This is a genomic window from Brachymonas moutaii (nom. illeg.) (assembly GCF_049977365.1).
Classification (GTDB): Bacteria; Pseudomonadota; Gammaproteobacteria; order Burkholderiales; family Burkholderiaceae_C; genus Brachymonas.
Genome location: NZ_JBNGEN010000008.1, coordinates 26,901 through 44,253 on the forward strand (window position 1 = coordinate 26,901; position 17,353 = coordinate 44,253).

The 17,353-nt window shown below is 64.7% G+C and carries 10 protein-coding genes and 1 CRISPR repeat array; of the genes, 1 reads left to right on the plus strand and 9 read right to left on the minus strand.

What is annotated here, in order from left to right; all coding sequences use genetic code 11:
* Positions 1–34 precede the first annotated feature (34 nt).
* The 3 genes from ACP2WS_RS09450 to purE form a co-directional block, all read right to left on the minus strand.
* Complete coding sequence (locus tag ACP2WS_RS09450) at positions 35–1,069, minus strand: L-threonylcarbamoyladenylate synthase (RefSeq protein WP_426460638.1); 1,035 nt, start codon at positions 1,067–1,069, stop codon at positions 35–37.
* A 142-nt stretch (positions 1,070–1,211) separates the two neighbouring features.
* Positions 1,212–2,423, minus strand: coding sequence for a 5-(carboxyamino)imidazole ribonucleotide synthase (locus tag ACP2WS_RS09455; RefSeq protein ID WP_426460561.1), 1,212 nt, complete (start codon positions 2,421–2,423; stop codon positions 1,212–1,214).
* Entirely contained in the window at positions 2,420–2,932 is a 513-nt protein-coding gene (gene purE, locus ACP2WS_RS09460) for a 5-(carboxyamino)imidazole ribonucleotide mutase (protein ID WP_374491852.1), read from the minus strand. The genes ACP2WS_RS09455 and purE overlap by 4 nt, the downstream gene beginning before the upstream one ends.
* Before the next feature lie 314 nt (positions 2,933–3,246).
* Here purE and trxA point away from each other — a divergent pair, with 314 nt between their 5' ends.
* Positions 3,247–4,152, plus strand: a complete 906-nt coding sequence (gene trxA, locus ACP2WS_RS09465) for a thioredoxin (protein WP_426460562.1) — start codon at positions 3,247–3,249, stop codon at positions 4,150–4,152.
* Between the two features lie 226 nt (positions 4,153–4,378).
* Positions 4,379–8,319: direct repeats of the CRISPR family, unit length 28 nt; unit sequence TTTCTGAGCTGCCTATGCGGCAGATAAC.
* A gap of 131 nt (positions 8,320–8,450) precedes the next feature.
* On the opposite strand, the gene cas6f is transcribed toward trxA, so the two are convergent.
* The 6 genes from cas6f to cas1f all read right to left on the minus strand — a co-directional run bounded on the left by cas6f (position 8,451) and on the right by cas1f (position 17,345).
* Positions 8,451–9,029, minus strand: a complete 579-nt coding sequence (cas6f, locus tag ACP2WS_RS09470) for a type I-F CRISPR-associated endoribonuclease Cas6/Csy4 (RefSeq protein WP_426460564.1) — start codon at positions 9,027–9,029, stop codon at positions 8,451–8,453.
* 16 nt (positions 9,030–9,045) lie between these two features.
* Positions 9,046–10,077 carry a type I-F CRISPR-associated protein Csy3 gene (gene csy3, locus ACP2WS_RS09475; protein WP_426460566.1) on the minus strand — a complete coding sequence of 344 codons (1,032 nt, stop codon included), beginning with the start codon at positions 10,075–10,077 and terminating at the stop codon, positions 9,046–9,048.
* Between the two features lie 103 nt (positions 10,078–10,180).
* The gene (gene csy2, locus ACP2WS_RS09480; RefSeq protein ID WP_426460568.1) at positions 10,181–11,218 is read right to left on the minus strand and encodes a type I-F CRISPR-associated protein Csy2; all 1,038 of its coding nucleotides are present in this window, start codon (positions 11,216–11,218) and stop codon (positions 10,181–10,183) included.
* Positions 11,211–12,602, minus strand: coding sequence for a type I-F CRISPR-associated protein Csy1 (gene csy1 / locus ACP2WS_RS09485; RefSeq protein ID WP_426460569.1), 1,392 nt, complete (start codon positions 12,600–12,602; stop codon positions 11,211–11,213). The genes csy2 and csy1 overlap by 8 nt, the downstream gene beginning before the upstream one ends.
* Before the next feature lie 220 nt (positions 12,603–12,822).
* Complete coding sequence (gene cas3f / locus ACP2WS_RS09490; RefSeq protein ID WP_426460571.1) at positions 12,823–16,308, minus strand: type I-F CRISPR-associated helicase Cas3f; 3,486 nt, start codon at positions 16,306–16,308, stop codon at positions 12,823–12,825.
* On the minus strand, positions 16,305–17,345 hold the full coding sequence (cas1f, locus tag ACP2WS_RS09495) for a type I-F CRISPR-associated endonuclease Cas1f (RefSeq protein WP_426460573.1): 1,041 nt from the start codon (positions 17,343–17,345) through the stop codon (positions 16,305–16,307). Before cas1f ends, cas3f begins: the two co-directional genes overlap by 4 nt.
* Positions 17,346–17,353 lie beyond the last annotated feature (8 nt).

Genomic DNA, 17,353 nt, shown 5'->3' on the forward strand with positions numbered 1-17,353 from the left:
CCGGCGCCTCCCTGCCCCCTGAGCGCAGAATCCCTTACGCGGCCGCGCGGCGCAGCCGGTCGGCCACGCCGGCCCACTCGGCCGTGGGCGGCACGGCCTCGATCCAGATCAGCCCCACTCCCAGCGCATCGAGCGCACGCAGCTCGGCAAACAGCGCGTGGGCAGCGGCGGCGGCATCGGCCGGCATGGCATGCAGATGCACCTGCCGCGCGGTGGTGCGCAGCGGCGTCCGGCTCCAGATGCCGATGGCAGGCGCCTCGTCGCCCAGCAGGTCGAGCGCGGCCTGCATGTCGGCGGCCCCCATGAGCCGCACCCGCGCCCTGGGCGCATAGTGCGACACGAGCGTCCCAGAAGCCTGGGGAGCAGCCCCCTGTGCCGCCTCGGGCAGCAGCACACGCACCTGCAGGCGCCGGAACACATCGTCTGGCGTGATGGCGCCGGGGCGCAGCAGCACCGGCTGGCCCCGCGTGCAGTCGATGATGGTGGACTCGATGCCCACCTGACATGCCCCGCCATCGAGCACCGGCAGGGCATCGCCAAACTCGGCCAGCACATGCTGCGCCGTGGTGGGGCTCACCCGCCCGAAGGGGTTGGCACTCGGCGCCGCCACCCCAGGCACCCCCCGTGCTGCTGCCGCGCGCAGCACGGCCTGCGCCACCGGATGCGAGGGGCAGCGCAGCCCCACGCTCGGATGGTGCCCCGCCGCCGCAGTGGCCACGCCTTCGCGCCGGGGCACGATGACGGTCAGCGGCCCCGGCCAGAAGGCCCGCATCAGGCTCGCGGCATGGTCGGGCAGGGTGTCGAGAAAATCGGGAGCCGCGAACGGCCGGGCCGCATCCACCGGATCGTCCGTGGCGGCCACATGCACGATGAGCGGATGCCCCGTGGGCCGCCCCTTGGCCGCAAAGATCTGGGCCACGGCGACATCGTCGTCGGCGCGGGCAGCCAGCCCGTACACGGTTTCGGTCGGCAGCCCGAGCAGCCCGCCATCGGCCAGAATCTGTGCCGCCCGGGCAATGGCCACCTCGCGGTCGGCAGCAGAAGCGGAAGAAGTGGCATCGAGCAGCATGGGCATTCCAGAAACGGACAGAAGAAAAATCGAGAAGGGCCACCGGACCCGCCGGAAAGATCCGGCCAAGCCACCGGAGCGGAAGAAAGGAGCACCCCTGCCCGCCCCCGGCTCCAGTCGTGGCTCGCGTCCAGGTGCCGGCTCAGTCCTCGGCCACAGGCAGCGGCAGGAAGGGCAGACCCAGCATCTCGGCCACCTGGGCCGCCTGGCGCTGCACCTCGTGCGGGGTGGCTGCGGTAAGGGTGATGTGGCCCATCTTGCGCCCGCGCTTGACCGTGCGCTTGCCGTACAGATGCAGATGCACCCCCGGCAGTGCCTGAATGCGGGCCCAGTCCGGCGTGCGCCACTGCCCGTCCGTGCCGATCCAGGCATCGCCGAGCAGGTTGAGCATGATGGCCGGGCTGTGGTGGCGCGGCGCCACCAGCGGCAGGCCCATGGTGGTGCGCACCTGCAGATCGAACTGGCTGTGCTCGCACGCATCGATGGTGTAGTGCCCGCTGTTGTGCGGACGCGGCGCCATCTCGTTGACCACCCAGGAGCCGTCCTCCAGCACGAAATACTCCACGCACAGCACGCCCACGTAATGCAGCCCCTCGGCAATGCGCCGCGTGGCCTGCACCAGCTCGTCGGCCAGATGGGCCGGCACGGCGCCCCGGAAGGCATAGGTCGTGGCCAGAATGCCGTTGCGATGGGCATTGCGCTGCGGCGCAAAATGCACCATGGCCCCATCGGCCCCCCGCGCCACCACCACCGAGCACTCCAGCGCCAGCGCCAGCCGGCGCTCCAGCACGCACTCGACCTGGCCCATGGCTTGCCATGCTGCCTGCAGTTCGGCGGGGGTGGACACCACGGCCTGCCCCTTGCCGTCATAGCCCATGCGCGCCGTCTTGAGAATGCCGGGCAACAGATCCGCCGCCGCCGCACGCTCCAGATCGGCAGGCGTGGTGATGGTGCGGTACGGGGCACAGGGCACCCCGCAGTGGGTGAAGTGCGCCTTCTCGCGCGAGCGGTCCTGCGCAATGGCCACCGCCTCGGCGGGCGGCGACACCAGCCGGCGCTGCGCCAGATAGGCCAGCGCCGCCGCCGGCACGTTCTCGAATTCGGTCGTGATGCCGTCACACTGGGCGGCCAGCGCATCCCAGCCTGCAGGGTCGTCGTAGGCGGACACCACCTGTGCCTGGCTCACCTGCCCGGCCGGCCCATCGGCCGCCGGATCGAGCACCACCGTCGAAAAGCCCATGCTCTGCGCCGCATGCACCAGCATGCGCCCGAGCTGCCCTCCGCCGAGCACCCCCAGCGTGGCCCGGACTCCCGTCACCGTTGCGCCGGCATCGGCTGTGCGTTCCGTGGTCATTGGGCGGCCCCCTCGGAGCCGGACACCGGCAGCTCCATGGCACGGGCCACCTCGGTCTGACGCGCCCTGAATTCCTGCAGCCGGCGGCGCAGATCCGGATCATGGACCGCCAGCATGGCCACCGCGAACAGCGCGGCATTGGCTGCACCCGCCGCCCCGATGGCAAAGGTCGCCACCGGCACGCCCTTGGGCATCTGCACGATGCTGTGCAGCGAATCCACACCCTGCAGATGGCGGCTCGCCACCGGCACGCCCAGCACCGGCACCACCGTCTTGGCAGCCACCATGCCCGGCAGGTGCGCCGCGCCCCCCGCCCCGGCTATGATCGCCTGCAGACCGCGGTCCGCCGCGCTCTCGGCATAGGCGAACATGTCGTCTGGCATGCGATGGGCCGACACCACGCGCGCCTCGAACGCCACGCCAAACTCCTGCAGCACCGCCACCGCGTGCTGCATGGTGTCCCAATCGGAACTCGACCCCATGATGACGCCGACCTGCACCTCTGCCATAGCTGACTCCCCTTCCATGCTTGCGTGACCTGCGGCAGACACTGGCTCCCCGCTTGCGCGGAGCACCCCGGCCGGGCTGCGCCACACACCCCGCACCACCCCTGTCTGCCTTGAAAAAATTGCCGCACGGCCCCATGTCGAAAGGAGTCTCTCCTCTCCGGGCCATACGGTCTGCTATTGTAAGAGCCTGCCTGTGCCCCTGATGGCCGCATGCCCGGCGTGGCAGGGCCTGCCCACAGCCACGTTCCCCTCCGTCGAACCCCGTTTTCGGCTTCTGACGCCGCCCTTTTTCTCTCCCCCTTCTTGCGCACATCATGATCGACATCACCGCCGACAACTTCGAAACCGACGTCCTCCAGGCCTCCATCACCACCCCGGTTCTGGTCGACTTCTGGGCCCCCTGGTGCGGCCCCTGCAAGTCCCTCGGCCCCGTGCTCGAAAAACTCGAAACCGCATACGCCGGCCGCTTCATCCTGGCCAAAATCAACTCCGACGAACAGCAGCAGATTGCCGGCATGTTCGGCGTGCGCAGCATCCCCACCTGCGTCCTCATGGTCGGTGGCCAGCCTGTCGACGGCTTCATGGGCGCCCTGCCCGAAGGCCAGGTCCGCGAATTCCTCGACAAGCACCTGCCCCTGCCCCTGCCCGAAGCCCTCGCCGCCGAAGCCGATGAAGCCGCCGCCCAGGACGCCCTCGCCAGCGGCGACACCACCTCGGCCCTCGAACAGCTCCAGCATGCCGTCGCCACCGACCCCGCCAACGACGACGCCCGCTTCGACTACGTCAAGCTCCTGCTGCAGGAAGGCCGGATCGACGACGCCAAGGTCGCCTTCGCCCCCGTCATCGCCAAAACCAGCGCCGTGCGCCGCCTCGACAGCCTGCAGCGCTGGATGGACGCCATCGACGCCCAGCACCCCGTGCCCGCCGACATGGCCGCACTCGATGCCGCCATCGCCGCCAACCGCCGCGACTTCGACGCCCGCTACGCCCGCGCCCAGGCCCTCATGGCCGCCCAGCGCTGGACCGACGCCCTCGACGAACTCCTCGACATCCTCATGCGCGACAAGCACTGGAACGAAGACCTCGCCCGCAAGACCTACATCGCCATCCTCGACATCATGGAGCCCCCCAAGCCCGCCGTCGCCGAAGGACAGATCCCCCCCGAAGACCCCACCATGGCCAGCTACCGCCGCCGCCTCAGCAGCGTGGTCCTGAGCTGATCCAGCCCCGGCTCCTGCCCTCCCCCCTCGCACACTCCCAAGGCCGGTTTCTCCGGCCTTTTGCATGCCCCAGCGCAGCAGCCACCCAAGCCCCCCCTTCAGACACTTGGCGCCACCGGCAAAGGGCAGCCATCCTGATGCAGCCAGATTCTGGGAGGAATCTATGCATTTGGGTGGCCTATGCGGCAGATAACCCAGAGGCATCGAGAATGTCGGAAGCTTTCTTTTTATGAGCTGCCTATGCGGCAGATAACCGGGGCTACAAAGAGGCCCTGCTCAAGCAGAATTTCTGAGCTGCCTATGCGGCAGATAACCTTCTGGCCGTTGACATCGTCGGCGATCAGCTTTTCTGAGCTGCCTATGCGGCAGATAACAGGACAGGCCATAGCGACGTTCAAGCCCAGAAATTTCTGAGCTGCCTATGCGGCAGATAACTTGTTGTAGCTGGAGAAAGTACCTGCCTCAACTTTCTGAGCTGCCTATGCGGCAGATAACTCCAGAACAAGAGCTATCTGTTCGGCATCGCTTTTCTGAGCTGCCTATGCGGCAGATAACGCGCATCTGACAACAGCATCAAGATGGCAATTTTTCTGAGCTGCCTATGCGGCAGATAACCTTCCAGAAGCTCAATTCAGCCACCGGAGGATTTTCTGAGCTGCCTATGCGGCAGATAACCTTCCAGAAGCTCAATTCAGCCACCGGAGGATTTTCTGAGCTGCCTATGCGGCAGATAACTTCTGAAAAGACTGCCCGCACATTACTGGCGATTTTCTGAGCTGCCTATGCGGCAGATAACGCGCGGCGCATTGCGCATGCCCTTGCGCTTGATTTCTGAGCTGCCTATGCGGCAGATAACGGCAAGGATGTGTCGGCGACCATCTACGCCAAGTTTCTGAGCTGCCTATGCGGCAGATAACTTGCGGCGCCATGGTCGCACGCTCCACCATGTTTTCTGAGCTGCCTATGCGGCAGATAACAAAAACAGACTCAATGCTTGCGGCGTTTATCTTTTCTGAGCTGCCTATGCGGCAGATAACTCAGCAGAGAAGAGAAGGGGCGACGTTCGGAATTTCTGAGCTGCCTATGCGGCAGATAACTATGCTGCATTGACTTTGACGGCTTGCATGATTTTCTGAGCTGCCTATGCGGCAGATAACTACTCGAACGACGGCAGCGTCGGATCGAATACTTTCTGAGCTGCCTATGCGGCAGATAACCTGTATCCGAACATGGAGTTCATCTCCGTGCCTTTCTGAGCTGCCTATGCGGCAGATAACGCGCTCTGCTGCGGTCATGATGCCCGCCGCTTTTTCTGAGCTGCCTATGCGGCAGATAACAACTGTCATCGACGCCCTGCTTGTCACGCTTGTTTCTGAGCTGCCTATGCGGCAGATAACCCTCACAGCCGCAATGCTCACCGGCCGCACGCATTTCTGAGCTGCCTATGCGGCAGATAACGCGCCGCTGATGCCGCGGATGACAAACTTCACTTTCTGAGCTGCCTATGCGGCAGATAACCTACACCAGCCGACGCGCTGCGCTCGACGAATTTTCTGAGCTGCCTATGCGGCAGATAACGACGGTGCGTCTCCAGTTCCTTGATCATCTTTTTTCTGAGCTGCCTATGCGGCAGATAACTGTCAAATGCGGCGAGTCCAATAGACCGATAATTTCTGAGCTGCCTATGCGGCAGATAACGCCTCTAATACGGGCCTAGTTGGGTTTAACGATTTCTGAGCTGCCTATGCGGCAGATAACTGTGGGAAACACGCTGGCCTACAGCTACCAGGTTTTCTGAGCTGCCTATGCGGCAGATAACTTCATACTGCCTCCGGAGATGCTTCCCATGTTTTTCTGAGCTGCCTATGCGGCAGATAACGGGTTTTGGGTTGGCGTCCTTCACGGACTTGATTTTCTGAGCTGCCTATGCGGCAGATAACTGTCCCAGATGTGTGCGTCGGATGGAGAATCTTTTCTGAGCTGCCTATGCGGCAGATAACTCGCGTCAGGTGTCACGATGGTGTAGGTGTCAATTTCTGAGCTGCCTATGCGGCAGATAACTTCACCGAGCGCATGCGTGCTCACCCGGTCATCTTTCTGAGCTGCCTATGCGGCAGATAACGTGATGCCCTTGGGGAGCCAGACGGCGACGTGTTTCTGAGCTGCCTATGCGGCAGATAACTTTGCGGGCACCGGGGTGAACGGACAGGAACTTTTCTGAGCTGCCTATGCGGCAGATAACTGAGTGCCCCCGGCATGCTTGGCTACCAGTTCTTTCTGAGCTGCCTATGCGGCAGATAACGCCGGACAAGTCAAGGCGTGCACGGCCTTTGTTTTCTGAGCTGCCTATGCGGCAGATAACCTGAGCGAAGCTGGACGCTTGCGGGATGACCGTTTCTGAGCTGCCTATGCGGCAGATAACGCGGCAACGCTGGGGCGGATAGATTCCATCATTTTCTGAGCTGCCTATGCGGCAGATAACAGACTGAGACCCACCGCCCATGCCCATGATGATTTCTGAGCTGCCTATGCGGCAGATAACCACGCCGGACGCCATCCGCGATGCCGTCATGCTTTCTGAGCTGCCTATGCGGCAGATAACGTGGTCATGTGCAGGCTCCTGCGTTATTGAATTTTCTGAGCTGCCTATGCGGCAGATAACTGCCTGCATCGCTTGTGCACGCGCCGTCAGTATTTCTGAGCTGCCTATGCGGCAGATAACGTGACGATCACGACCGGCTACAGCGCAGATCTTTTCTGAGCTGCCTATGCGGCAGATAACAAAATCAACCACCTGCCGACACCGGCGATATTTTTCTGAGCTGCCTATGCGGCAGATAACCAGGCGTACCTGCGGATATCGGCATCATTTGCTTTCTGAGCTGCCTATGCGGCAGATAACCCAATTCCGTGCAGTCCGTCGTGCCTTTCTTCTTTCTGAGCTGCCTATGCGGCAGATAACCGCAGAGCCCGAGGTCATCGCAAACGCCGTAACTTTCTGAGCTGCCTATGCGGCAGATAACTTATTGCGCTTCTGCAAGCCTTGATGCCAGCATTTCTGAGCTGCCTATGCGGCAGATAACGATCAGGCCCCGACCATCGTGACGATGCCGACTTTCTGAGCTGCCTATGCGGCAGATAACGACGTGAAAAAGGCGTTCGCAATGTGGGCGAACTTTCTGAGCTGCCTATGCGGCAGATAACCTGCTCGGCCAGCTCCTTGTCCACGTCGGTGATTTCTGAGCTGCCTATGCGGCAGATAACCTCGACCGCGCGCGGGAACCATCCACCTATCAGTTTCTGAGCTGCCTATGCGGCAGATAACGGCGGTGCGTTTCAAGCTCCTTGATCATCTTTTTTCTGAGCTGCCTATGCGGCAGATAACACGTGCGGCCCACCACGGCAGTATCTGCCGCATTTCTGAGCTGCCTATGCGGCAGATAACGTAACAGCGCAGCAAGTGGACGGCGACACAGTTTTCTGAGCTGCCTATGCGGCAGATAACGGACAGGCCATAGCGACGTTCAAGCCCAGAAATTTCTGAGCTGCCTATGCGGCAGATAACGCACTGAGACCAGCTATTTCGTGGCAACTCCGTTTCTGAGCTGCCTATGCGGCAGATAACGCGATGGGCGGACGGTGCTTACTCACAAGTGATTTCTGAGCTGCCTATGCGGCAGATAACAATGGGCGCACCACGCTCGCATTCCGCTACCATTTCTGAGCTGCCTATGCGGCAGATAACTACCCTGCAAGCGAAGGTGAAGGTGAAGGTGAATTTCTGAGCTGCCTATGCGGCAGATAACGTGGGCAGCAGAATTTTGTGGCACTCCCCGAATTTCTGAGCTGCCTATGCGGCAGATAACGTCAGGACGATATTCGCTGAGGTGATTGATGTTTTCTGAGCTGCCTATGCGGCAGATAACACTTGAGACTCGCCGATGGCGGCGGCTTGCGTTTTCTGAGCTGCCTATGCGGCAGATAACTTCTGGGGCAGATCGCATGTCCTACGGTGCAGTTTCTGAGCTGCCTATGCGGCAGATAACGCGTAGATGGTGGCCGAAACGTCCTTGCCCAATTTCTGAGCTGCCTATGCGGCAGATAACGCTGGGGCTGTTGGCGAGCAGGTCGACCTCGATTTTCTGAGCTGCCTATGCGGCAGATAACTGGAGGCTGACCTCCAGGAGGTGCTTGTTTTTAAAGAGCTTTCCGGCCTTGGGGGCTGGAGGACCCTTTTGCGGAGGGGGCGTGCAAGCTGTTGATTTACAACGCGGTTGCGCGCGCCCTGGCAAAAAGGGTCAGACGTAGGGGACGGTGCGGCCGTGGCTGAGGCCGTAGGTGTTGAACTGGCCGCTGTCGCACGCGACGGGAACGGGGGTCTGGTCGATGTGCAGGCAGTAGGACTGCCCGGTGCTGGTGCTGCGCAGGTGGACATGCGGCAGCGTCGGGCGCGGTGCAGGGGGCTGGGGGAGTGCAGCCTCGGCTTGTTCAGGCGTTTCGCCCTTGCGCAGCATGCGGCGACGGCGGAGGCGGTCGATGCTGGTGTCGAACTGCCTGCGCTGCACGCACAGGGCCCGGGCGCCCGGAGGCACCGGCAGGGGCGCTCCGTTCTGGGCCGGCTCAACCAGCTCGCGCATGCCTCGTAGCCAGTCTTGCGCCATGAGCTCGCGCAGGGCGGCATCGGTGCCATGCAAGCGCAGGGTGGCTCCGAGCGTCGGCTTGCAGGTTTGCACATAGTGCGGAAAGCTGATGCCGATGTCGCCAGATCCCCGCTGCACGAGCGCGCGATGCAGCTTGGCCATGAGGGCACTCATGAGCTGGGGCTGCGGGAACTCCGGATCGGGCTGGAGGGTGAAGTCGAGGTAGTGGGTCGTCATGGTCTGGGGCCCGTGGTCACTTGGATTCTCCGAACACGCCGCCCCGGATGAGGATGGCCATGACGTAGTGCTGCTGCTCGGTGGCGGGGGCATTGTCGTGCAGGACCCAGTTGTCGAGCAGGGTGTAGAAGTCGAGTTTCTGGCGTGGCTGCCGGTAGGCCTTGCCCTGGGTGGTGACGGAACCGTAGGGCTCGGCGGCGATGGGGCCGAGGGCGTCGGCGCCTTCGTACCAGGTGTCGATGGTGCGCAGGGCGTTGCCGATCTTCTGGGAGTGGATGGCGGCCTGCTGGTCGATCTGATAGAGGGTCTTGCTCTTGTGTCCGGTGGTGCGGTCAAGGATGAGTTCCTGCGAGGGGAACACTTCCTGCCCCTTACCCTGCCGCGCCCAGGCGGTGACGCGCAACAGCACATGGGATTTTCCACGCAGGCCGGAAGCCACCACGTCCGCCAGCTTGGCCACGTTGTCAGGGACCGGGGTGTTGAAGGAGCGGGTGTCGAGGGCCAGGGCATCGAATGTCCAGGTCTGGGCGGCCTGTCCCTGCTCCAGCCGGGCGATTTCCACGGTCACGGCTTCGGCGCCCAGGCGGTTGCGCCACAGGAAGCGGGCATTGGCCAGATTGAGGGCATAGCGCCGGGCGAGTTCCGCAAAGCCATGGGCGTCCACATACTGGCGCACCACGTCCATGAGCCGGCTCTGGTAGGGAGCACTGTTGCAGGCAGAAGGGGTGCCGACACCGGGAAGCACGCGCAGGGTGAACTGCACCATGAGGGTGTCGGCATCGGGCGGGAGGGCGGCCACGTCCACGGTCTGGAGATTGGGGTTCTCCATGGCCGCATCCACCTTGGCAGGGTCCTGGTCCTTGGTCTTGAACCGGTTGGAGATGGTGCCGCGCACGGATTTTTCGTGCAGCGGCACGGGGTGCCAGAGGGTGGGATGGGCACGGTCGTCCCAGGTACCGGCGTAGAGCATGGCGTCGGAAGGATCAAGCTTGCGCTCGAAGGCGAGGACAGAGGCGGTGGAGAGGGTGTTGTCGAGGGTCTTGGTCATGAAATACTCCTGAAGGGCCCGCAAGGAGGCCAAGGGAGGGAAGGGAATACAGACAGAAGGAAATACGCGGTCACGAAGAAAGGAAGGACGACGAACGGAAACGTCATTTCCCCCGCATGGCGCTCACGCCATAGCCGCTGCGGCAGCGGTAATAGCCGGCATCGGGGTCGCCGTCGGCCCACCAGAGCAACTCCTCGACCGTACGCAGGCGATGCGCCCCCCTCCATTCGCCGATGGAGTAGAGGCTTTCGACAAAGCGGAAGGGAGTGGATGCATCCCGGGCTCGGGCCACACTGCCAGCCGGCAGCAGGTCGCCGAGGCGCCCGTAGCCCACCGGAATGGGCACGATCCAGCCCTGCCCGGTGCGGTCGTTCTGCCAGTGCCGGGGGGTGCGCCGGGATGCTTCGCTCGCCGGTGCGGTGTCGGCCTCCTGCTCGGCGGGGGCGGTGAGCTCGCTGTGCCAGTTGACGCGCGACAGCGACAGCAGCGCATCGAGTGCGGTGGCATGGGGCCGAGTGGTGCGCAGGTGCGCCAGACGCTGGGCGAGCAGGTCATCCCGCCCAACGAGCACATGGCCCGGCAGCAGTCGCAGCAGCAGCTTGCGGAACTGGGAGGCGGTGTCGACCTGGTCGCTCCAGGGCAGAAGGCGGGGCCGATGCTGCCGCGTCCAGGGACGGTGGAGGATGCTGCCCCCTGCCAGCCGCATGCAGGCAATGCGTTCGCCCATGGCATCGGCCTCGGTCTGCAGCGTGGCCTCATTGGCATGCAGCAGGGCATCGGAAGACACGGCGTAGATCAGGGTGATGTCGAGATGGATGCGCCCTTCTTCCACAATGGCAGCCGTGCCGCCGTCCTTGTCCACGGGGTTGCGGGTCAGGCAGAACGTGGTGGGTGCGCCGGGATAGGCCGGTTCGACCACCTGTTCAGCATAGTCGTGGCACACCACTCCCACGGCCTTGAACGCCCAGTCGATGCCCTGAGAGCGAACGTTGCGCTCCAGTGCCCCCATCTGGCCCAGAAAGGCCGTGATCGACGGAAAGCCATGCGTGAGCGGGCTCGATACCGCGTTGGCGTTCTGCACGCGCACATGAGGCACCACCAGCAGATGGGTGAAATCGGGAGGGTTGGGTATTTCAGTCATGGGAACCTCCTGTCATGTTGTCCTCTTCACGCAGTCGGCGCTGCTGGGGAGTGGGCCAATCCACTTCGACCCAGAAGGCCCGCGCCCATTCGCGCGCCTCCACAACGCCCAGCGGCAAACCTGCCCGCTTGAGCCGGTCATTGAGCCACCAGGCAAATTGCGTGGCGAGCGCATCGGCCCAGTCGCTGCGCTCGCGGGCGGCACGAAAGTCCTGATCCTCCGGCGATTCGTCGGGCTGCGGCACGGCTGCACGGTCGGGATCGAGCCAGATCTGCTCGCACGGCGGCAGCCGACAGGGCGTGCGGCCCGTCCAGCCCGCCGGCTGGTCGGCTGCCACGGCACGGCCAAAAGCCAGCAGGGTGAGCGCCAGCTGATTCACGCAGTCCTTGCGCCACTCGCGCACTTTCATCGTCGAGCCGGGAGCCTGCAGGAGCCCTGCCACCAGCTCGGCGATCTGCGCCTGCACGTCCTCGAAGTACAGAAACAGCTCCAACGCGCTGCTGCACTTGGACAGACGACTCCAGCGCGTCGAACGCCAGCGGGGAGGCAGCGAGGCGAGCAGATAGTTGACGCCGCCCCTTTCGCTGTTGAGCTGGCTGATGTTCTGGGGCTTGGTGCCCCCGAGCTTGCGCATGACGAGGCCGCGATAGTCGCGGTAGGGCTCTGCATGCGGCTGATCGTCATGAAAGGCTTTGCGGGCGGCCTTGTTGGCCTCGCCAAAGCGCGCGTCGCTGATGTCGGCATGCACCGCATGGGCCAGCACACTGGAAAACAGCGGCTGCAGCAGGTGGAAGCTGGCATCTTCCGCAGGATCAGCGCCCGGCATACACCAGTACACCTGCTTGGCCAGCGTGTGGGACTCCCAGCCCCCCACCTGCTGCCGCACCAGCCCGGTGAAGGCTTCTGCATGCCGGCGGGCCACCTGAGGGTCGGCGTCGAGCGCGGCTACAGCCGAAGGCTCTGCCTCCAGCAGCGCATCCAGGAGCTGCACGCCCTGGCGTTCGAGCTTGAGCAGTTTGTAGACATCCAGGGCAGCGGCATTGCCGACGATGTCGCCAGGCTGAGGCCCCTGCAGGCTGTGGGTGCCCACATCGTGCTGGGCGACCATGGTGGCAGGCAGAACGTACAGGCTGCTGCCCTCCGCCTTGGGGTGTGTGGCCTTGAGCACGTGGGTGACGGCGTGAAGCTGCCCCACACGCTGTGCGGCATCGGCCAGCCAGACCGAAGGCTCGAAGCGGTCGGCCCTCTCGGCCTGTCCACCTTCGTCCTCCCCCTGGCTCTTGGTTTTGCTCTTGGCCTTGGCGTCCCGCCGTTCGGCAATGAACGCCAGAATCAGATCGCGCCAGCCCGCCTGGGCCGGTGCGGCAAGCGCTTGCTCGCTCATGAAGGATCTCCTTGCTCAATGGAGGGCACGCATGGGAGTCTCAAGCCCCCTGCGCCTCCGTTTGCGGTCGGTCTACCCGATGCATTATGGTCTGCCACACTCGGCACGCAGACAGAACAAGGTTTGATTTATTTCAATGAAAATCAGATGCAAAGACCTTTTTGTATTTTCTTATTAATCAATAAATACAAATAAAGTTTTATCCAATAATGCACCGGAGTCATGGGCGCTGGCTGAACCCCAGCACCGGGTGATACCGCCACCCGCGCGGGCTGGCCCGTACCTGCACGCCGGCGAATCGGATGGCAGTCTGGCGCAGATCCTGTCCGTGATGCTGCGCGAGGGCGGCGAGCATGTCCGGCAGGCTGAGGACCACCCAGGGCTGAATGCCCGGGCCCATGGAGGCTGCGAGGTCGATGTGTTCGATGCAGCCCGATCCCTTGGCGTCTTCCTCCCGCACGTAGAGGCTGGCAAGGCCCTTGCGTGAATCATTCTTATTCTCCACCCGGTGCAGATACAGCGCTCCCGTATCGTCGTCGGGGAGGAACACCAGATCGACATCCGGTGCCCCGTCCGGCGCCCGGAACGGCTGCTGCTGCGGCAATGTCCAGGTCAGGCTGGCACGGGGAATTTCCCAGATGCTGCAGGCATCCACGTTGTGGTCCCCCGCCTGGGAGCCTCCCCTGCTCCTGCGGCGGGAGGAGGTTGGCTGGGCTGCAGCCGCCGCAGCCACGGGGGTGGTTCGTGCATGGGGGAGCAGGGTATCGACCAGCCTGGCGTGTTCCAGATCGACCAGACTGCGGGTGGGCTGCCAGCTCTCACGTGGACGCGGCTGAATGCGCGGACAAGCATCGAGCGGCTGGTATTCGGACACCTGCAGCAGGTCTTCGAGCCGGTGGCTGGCGAGGGTATACGCCCCTCGGCGCAGGGTGGGCTCGGCCTCGAACCCCGGGCGACAGAACGCGGCCTTCTCCGGCTGCCGCAAATGGCGCAGGTTGGTGTCGAAGATCAGGATGTTGGGCTCGGTGCACGGCTGCTGGCGATGCCGCTGGACACGTCCCGCGAGCTGGATGAGCGAGCGCATGGACGAGGGTTCGACCACGGCCCAGTCGAGATCCCAGTCACGCCCGACTTCGCTCACCGGCGAGGTGAGCACCACAAAGAGGTGTTCGTGCTCCGGATGCGCAGCCAGCCGCTCCTGCACAAGGGGCAGCGCAAACACCTCCTGCGGCTGGCGGCGATTGCAGGCCTGGTCGAGCTGGTGCTCGATGGCCGAACGCAGGGCCAGCGGAAAGGCGGCATGGTACACACAGAGATGGATGCGAAAACCCTCTGGCGCGCCCAGCCGGTACAGCGCCCGGGCCGTATCGACGAGGGGATCGATATGGGCCATGCGCACCATGCCAAAGCTGACCCGCTGACCCGAGCCGGGTACGGTTTCGGCATGCGCGGCATGGGCCTGGAGCATGGCGTCACGCACCTGCATGGCCCAGGCGGTCTGGAAGGCTTCGGTTTCGGGCTGTGGAGAAAGCTCCAGTGGCAGCAGCCGTCCCATGCGCCGTGCCGGCACGTCCCGCAGCGCCTGCACCCGGTGCTCCACAAACTGTCGGTGCCGCTCCACAAAGGCAGCCATGTCGCCACAGGACTGCGCCTGCGCCCCGAACTCATCGACCCACAGACAGGCCACCTCCTGCACGCAGGCCTCACCGGCATCCCCAGTACCATGGTTGCGCGCCCATTGCTGCCGGCCCTGCCGGTAGGCCTGGAACATGCCTTCGACCAGCGCCGGCGGCAGGGTGGCCGACGAGATCAGCAGGCGTCCGCCCAGCAGCCCGATCCAGTACACCAGCCGCGTCAGGGCGGGCATGTCGTCCAGGTCGAAATCGTCGAGTTCGTCGAGCACCACGTCGCTGCTGAGCAGGCGCAGCATGGGCGCGATCTGGTGCCCCGCACGCTGGGCCTCGGTGGCCGGCATGAGGTGATCGATGGTGCAGACCAGCACGGGCGCGGCCAGCAGGTCGCGAATGCGCCGGTCCTGCAGGGCGATGCCCAGCAGCCCGTGGTGCCGCGCGAGTTCGTCGGGGCCCTCATAGAGGACTTCGGCATCCGCATCGATCAGGCTCTGGGAGGAAACCGAGCCGGTGCGCTCGGCCTGCTGTTCGTAGTACTCGAACAGGGCCCGGCTGGCTGCACCGCCGACGCGCACGGCCAGGTCTTCGTCGCCCAGGCCCAGATCGTGCCGGTAGCTGCGCCCGGTCTGCAGGGTCAGGGTGCGCAGCCCCAGGGCAAAGGAGCAGCGCATGCCTTTCTCAGGGTCAGCGAGCGCATGCATGATGCGGGCATTGGCCAGCGTTTTGCCGCAGCCGGTGGAAGCCATGTTGATGCAGAATCCCCCGCCCAGACGAGCGGCCTCCCGCAGGCCCGCTGCCCTGTCGGCGGCCAGATCCTGCCAGTGGAACCGCCCTGCCCCACTGCGCCGACGCAGCAGAGGGCTGCGCAAATGGCGCAAATAGCGGGCAAAGTCCGGCAGCGCATGGCTGATGCGTCCCGCATCACGGGCCACGCCCAGCAGGTGCTCGTCGAGGGGCTGGTTGAGCCGTCCCTGTGCATCGGTGTTCGCATGGGCACGGCAGCCTGCGTCACCCTTGAGCCGCTGGGGGGACGGCCCCTGCAGACTCGAATAGTGATGGTCTGCCAGCATGAGCGACAGCCGGGCCAGATGCATGACATAGGGGTTGTCGAGCCAGCCGCCCTTGTCGGGGCGCGCGCGCAGTGCCTGCAACCTGCGCGCCAGCCGGGCGGCACGTGCCTGCCACTGCGGCAGATGCACCGGCAGGCGGTCCGCGCACGCCCAGTAGGCCGCGACATCCTTCGGGGGCGCCTCGGAAGGCGGCCATTCGTTCCATCCCGCGGTCACGTCATCCAGCCCATGGCCCAGCCGCTCGACGGAATAGATCGGCAGCCGGCTGCCCATGCGCGCTGGCCGGCCCGCGTCGTTGACCGACGGCACAACCGGCAGCCGGTGATGGGTGACGATCAGCCAGGCCACCGCTGCGGCAAGCGGGGGCAGGTTCCGGAAGGGATTCGACTGCGCCTGGCCATTGAGGTCATCAAGGCCATCGCGCCAATAGCGACCGGGCTGCAGCCAGACATCGGCCGCCGACTCCGGCTCCTGTGCCGGCAAGTCGGCCATGCGGGCAAGCCAGCCTGCGTCGTCGTCCTGCCCCACAAAGGCCAGAAACAGGCGCAGCGACACCCATTCGTGCCGGTAGGCGTTGCGCTCATGCCATTTGCCTCGCAGCCGCTGCTGGAACGCCTCGCTCGCCTTGCCCAGATCGTGCAGCAGGGCGGCGAGCTGGGCCAGCAGCACAATGTCTTCGCCCGTCTGCCAGTCGTTTTCATCCTCGGTGCGCAGCACATTGCGGCGGGTGGTATCGGTGGGCACGGCGCCCTGGGCGTTGAATCGGCTGCGGTCGCCCACGATCCAGAGCAGCTCGCTGTGGTCCAGCCCCCGGATCCAGTGGCAGGCCACGGCCGTGTTCCTGCGGGCGCTCTGCCGCAGCAGGCGCCGCAGGGTATCGAGCCCCGCCTGGGTCATGACCGTCTGCCAGGTGCGCTCGCCCCGCCGCTCGGCGAACTGGTCCAGAATGCGCCGCGTCTCGCGCAGGGCACGCTTGTCGCACTCCGAAACCAGCAGCACATTCATGGCAACGGCTCCCCGCCATCAGTGGGACGCGCCGGGGACGCCACGGTGGTGGAACCGGCCTCCCGGGCCTGGCGGGCCACCTCCTGCGCCGTGGCCTTGAGCGTGTCGATCATCACGTCGAGCGCCTCGGTGCGCGCAAAGTTCTCCAGGCAGGCCTGCCGGAACTCCTGCTCGCTGTGGCCCCGCATGGCCGACAGAAAGGCTTGCGGCAGCACGATGGCATCTTTCATCAGGTCGGCCACGTCGAACACCAGCCCGCCGCGCCGGGTCTTGCCATGCAGCACCGCAAGCCCGTGCGGCAGCCCCAGCACCCAGGTCGCCGTGGCTGCCAGGCCATAGGCCAGATAGTTGCCGTGGTCCAGAAAGCGGTTGGCAGCATCCGTGGCCTCGCCCCGCTCGGAACGGGTAAAGCTGCCATAGCCCGTGGCGGCACACGCCAGCCGGTAGAGCTGATGGGTCATGCGGGCCTCTTCGGTGAGCAGATGCACGGTATCGGCTGCCTGCCCCATGCCTGCCTGCGCCGTGTGCAGCAGGTGCTCCAGCCCGGCCGTGTCAGGGGCAAACCCCTGCTCGCGCAGCACACGGTCCTGCTCCCAGCAGCGCAGAATGCGCGAAAGCCGAACGCGCTGGAACGCCTTGGCCGCTTCGAGCCGCCAGCGGTCGTCAAACCAGAACGCCACCCACTGCTGGAGGTATTCGGTCGGCCGGTATTCGCTCTGCGGCGACAGCCAGCCGATGTCGAGCCCGCCGTCGCTGCCCGCAAACAGGGGCGTACCGCCCCCGCCGCAGAACCCCATCATCACGCCGGCCTTGGCCAGCTCGCGAACGGCTGCCTGCGTGATGGAAGTCCCCGTTCCCAACAGCACCGTGGTGGTATTGGCAATGGGAATGTTCCAGTACAGCGAGCGGTCTCCGTCCTCGGTGACGTATTCGACCCGCCCGCCCTTCACCAGCACGCGGCAATGCTCCAGGTAATAGAGATTGGCCCGCTTGGAGTGCAGGATGGTCTTGAGATCGCCGGGGGTGAAAGCCTCCATGCCGACTC

Bases quoted from the DNA above. Each gene is read 5' to 3' on its own strand.
- csy1 (WP_426460569.1), bottom strand. From the start codon at position 12,602: ATGAGCGAGCAAGCGCTTGCCGCACCGGCCCAGGCGGGCTGGCGCGAT.
- ACP2WS_RS09450 (WP_426460638.1), bottom strand. From the start codon at position 1,069: ATGCTGCTCGATGCCACTTCTTCCGCTTCTGCTGCCGACCGCGAGGTG.
- purE (WP_374491852.1), bottom strand. From the start codon at position 2,932: ATGGCAGAGGTGCAGGTCGGCGTCATCATGGGGTCGAGTTCCGATTGG.
- cas6f (WP_426460564.1), bottom strand. From the start codon at position 9,029: ATGACGACCCACTACCTCGACTTCACCCTCCAGCCCGATCCGGAGTTC.
- cas3f (WP_426460571.1), bottom strand. From the start codon at position 16,308: ATGAATGTGCTGCTGGTTTCGGAGTGCGACAAGCGTGCCCTGCGCGAG.
- cas1f (WP_426460573.1), bottom strand. From the start codon at position 17,345: ATGGAGGCTTTCACCCCCGGCGATCTCAAGACCATCCTGCACTCCAAG.
- csy3 (WP_426460566.1), bottom strand. From the start codon at position 10,077: ATGACCAAGACCCTCGACAACACCCTCTCCACCGCCTCTGTCCTCGCC.
- trxA (WP_426460562.1), top strand. From the start codon at position 3,247: ATGATCGACATCACCGCCGACAACTTCGAAACCGACGTCCTCCAGGCC.
- csy2 (WP_426460568.1), bottom strand. From the start codon at position 11,218: ATGACTGAAATACCCAACCCTCCCGATTTCACCCATCTGCTGGTGGTG.
- ACP2WS_RS09455 (WP_426460561.1), bottom strand. From the start codon at position 2,423: ATGACCACGGAACGCACAGCCGATGCCGGCGCAACGGTGACGGGAGTC.